3 protein-coding genes are annotated in these 3,347 nt (G+C 55.2%); 2 read left to right on the plus strand and 1 reads right to left on the minus strand.

Translation table 11 applies throughout. From position 1 onward, the window contains the following. Positions 1 to 177: 177 nt before the first annotated feature. Positions 178 to 828 carry a DUF2461 domain-containing protein gene (locus tag WBC85_RS17125; RefSeq protein ID WP_424440213.1) on the plus strand — a complete coding sequence of 217 codons (651 nt, stop codon included), beginning with the start codon at positions 178 to 180 and terminating at the stop codon, positions 826 to 828. 21 nt (positions 829 to 849) lie between these two features. Here the strand turns inward: WBC85_RS17125 and ppk2 are convergent, their stop codons facing one another. Beyond that, positions 850 to 1,749 (minus strand): polyphosphate kinase 2, encoded by a 900-nt coding sequence (gene ppk2 / locus WBC85_RS17130; RefSeq protein WP_424440216.1) that lies wholly within the window; start codon positions 1,747 to 1,749, stop codon positions 850 to 852. A gap of 118 nt (positions 1,750 to 1,867) precedes the next feature. Here ppk2 and WBC85_RS17135 point away from each other — a divergent pair, with 118 nt between their 5' ends. Continuing rightward, a complete protein-coding gene (locus tag WBC85_RS17135) occupies positions 1,868 to 3,163 on the plus strand; it encodes an alpha/beta hydrolase family protein (protein ID WP_424440219.1) in 1,296 nt (431 codons plus the stop codon). The last annotated feature ends 184 nt before the right edge of the window (positions 3,164 to 3,347 follow it).

Consider the following 3,347-nt stretch of genomic DNA (forward strand, 5'->3'; position numbering starts at 1 on the left):
CCGCTTACACGGCGGGCGTCATCCAGTTCCAACACGATGCGCGTTGTTACAAAAACATGCGGATGCGCCTCTGCTATCGGGGCAACAAGTGCAAAAACACCAAAAAGAATGCGGGACAGTTTGAGCATATAGAGTAGATAGACCACAGCCGTTTCATCACAAGCCCAAAGGTGCCCCATGTCCGACGCTTTTTCGAGCCTAATTTCCCAGACCCGCACCTTCATGAGCGAACTTTCGCAGAACAATAATCGTGAATGGTTCACAGAGAACAAGGAACGTTATGAAAGCCAGCTAAAGAAGCCCGCAAAACACTTGCTAGACGCGATAGCGCCCGAGCTTTCGAAGATGCTGGATCAACCTGTGACCACCAAGCTGTTTCGCGCCAATCGCGACGTGCGCTTTTCCAAAGACAAGACGCCCTACACCTTGCATCTTCATATGATGTGGAGCCCTCAGGGCAATGGCACGCAGCCCGTTTATTTCTTTGGCATTGCAAATGATTATGTCACCACGGGCGCTGGCCTTATGGGATTTGACAAGGCCCAACAATCTGCTTGGCGCGCTTGGGTGAGCGAACGTGAAGGCGATGCACTTCAATCCAAGGTCGACGCGGCGCTGAAAGACGGCGCAACACTTCGAAAGCCAGAGCTGAAACGCGTGCCTTCCCCGTTTGAGAAAGATCACCCCCGCGCCGATCTTTTGCGTCACAAATCACTAACGCTCTGGAAAGAGATAGGAACCGCAGCCGAGGCTGGCCTTGAAGCCGCGATCCTTTCTACGTTCAAAGAATTTAATCCCGTTATGGACGATCTTCGCAGCTTCCTTTGATATCAAAGCCACCGTGCCTTTTCAGCTCGTTTTTGCATCAGGGTGCAAGCTATTGCCCAGAATATGATTTGCCGAATGGATAACATGGGCTGCGCCGCCAACTATCAACGGGTCCGGCGCGGTGACAAGCGCCGTATCCTTGCCCGGGTAATCCAGCGAATTCAGGAAATGCAGCATACAGCCCAAGCGCGCGCGTTTCTTGTCGTTGGATTTGACAACGGTCCACGGCGCATCCGCCGTGTCCGTGTAAAAGAACATCGCCTCCTTGGCTTCTGTGTAGTCATCCCATTTGGTGAGCGAGGCTTTATCGATCGGTGATAGTTTCCAGCGTTTTAGCGGGTCGGTTGCACGGCTATCAAAGCGCGTTTTCTGTTCCTCCTGGGTGACCGAAAACCAGTATTTGTAAAGTCGGATACCTGAACGTGTCAGCATGCGCTCCAACTCGGGTGTCTGGCGCATAAATTCCAGATATTCCCCCGGCTCGCAAAAGCCCATGACGCGTTCGACACCTGCGCGATTGTACCAGCTGCGATCATAGAGAACCATTTCGCCAGACGTCGGTAAATGATTGATATAGCGCTGGTAATACCATTGCCCCAACTCGCGTTCAGTCGGTTTGTTCAAAGCGACCACGCGCGCGGCACGCGGATTAAGGTGCTCGGTAAAGCGCTTGATCGTGCCGCCCTTACCCGCTGCATCGCGGCCCTCAAACAAAAGCACGAATTTCTCGCCAGTTTCCTGCGCCCAATGCTGTACCTTCAAAAGCTCCGCCTGCAATTCGGCCTTCAGCTCTTCGTATTCCTTGCGGGGCATTTTGTCCGTGTAGGGATAGGCCCCCTGCTCAAAGGCGCGGCGCGTTTCGCTCGCGCTTTGGGCGGTCTTCTCTTCTTTGACAGCTTCGGGCTTGGTTCCAGCTTTCATTCTATTCTCCATGCATCTTTTCAAACATGCGATGGGCTAGTTCCGCTGCGTTGTCCTTGATCCGTGTCAAACCCGTGCCATTGTTTGAAGCACAACAGAAAAATCAGGGAGAAACGACATGAAACATGTGTTTGCAGCGGCAGCGATGGCGCTTACGGTTACACCGGCCATGGCAGAGAACCGAATTGACATCATCCGCCCCGACGCCCCGGCGCTTGCGGCCTATGGCGCGCATGTCGTTGGCGTGCGCACCTACGAGCTAAGCAATCCCGGCCAGATTGATATCGTCAACACAACTGCCGACAATGCCCCGATCTATGATCGTCCCCTGACTGTTGAGGTTTGGTATCCAGCCGCCGCCGGAACCGAGCCGGGTGGCACCTATGAGGGTGTGAACCTGCGGGCAGCCTCTGTTCAGGTCGCGCTGGAAGGACAAGCCGTGCGCGATGCAGCGCCGAGCGCAGAGGGGAAATTTCCCCTTATCGTGATTTCCCATGGATATCCGGGCAACCGTTTCTTGATGGCGCATTTGGGGGAAAACCTGGCATCTAAAGGCTATGTCACTGTTTCGATCGATCACACGGACAGCACCTATGCCGATCAAAACGCCTTCGGCTCTACCTTGCTCAATCGCCCGCTCGATCAGGACTTCGTCGTTGAAACCTTCGCGGACTTTTCAGGCACCGCGCCCGAACTCGCCGCGATCATTGACGGCGACACAGTCGGTGTCATCGGCTATTCGATGGGCGGGTATGGCGCGCTGATCTATGGCGGCGCGGGCGTCACACAGGCGTCTACGGAATATCCATGGGGCACACCAAACGGTCTGCTTCAACGCCACCTTGCAGGCTCTGAAACCCACGCAAGCATGCCTAACGACAAGGTGAAGGCGATCATTTCAATCGCGCCTTGGGGCAAGAACACGGGCTTTTGGGATGCAGAGGGCCTCGCAGGGTTTGAAAAGCCGCTGATGTTGATGGCGGGCTCGGTCGATGACGTTTCCGTCTACTCTGCGCTGCGCTCCATCTTTGCAGAAACGACAGGCACCAAACGTCATTTGCTGACCTTCGAGAACGCCAATCACAACGCAGGCGCGCCGATGCCGTCGCCAGCGGAGGGCTATCAGATGGTTGAAGGCCTCGATTTCGCACCCTTCGAGCATTACGCAGATGCGGTCTGGGACAACACGCGCATGAACAATATCGCGCAGCACTTTGCGACGGCCTTCATGGATTTGCATCTCAAGGGTGACGCCGACAAAACGGCCTATCTCGACCTGATCCCCAACGCCAAAGACGGCGTTCACAAGATGGGTGAAGACGGCAAACCCACAGACGAACATTCCTACTGGGAAGGGTTCGGGGCGCGCACGGCTGCGGGCTTGATGTTCGAAACCCTCGACGCAGGCAACTAATGATGGAGCGCCCCATGACAGAACGCTGGTTCACACTCAATGGCGAGAGGTTCTTCGCGCGTACATGGGGCGATCCTTCGCTTCCACCATTGCTGATGCTGCACGGATTTCCCGAGTATTCAGGTGCTTGGGAAGAACTGGCGCGAGAGCTTTGCGATCAATTCTACTGCGTTGCGCCCGATCA

The sequence above is a fragment of the Planktotalea sp. genome (assembly GCF_049680325.1).
Taxonomy (GTDB): domain Bacteria; phylum Pseudomonadota; class Alphaproteobacteria; order Rhodobacterales; family Rhodobacteraceae; genus Planktotalea.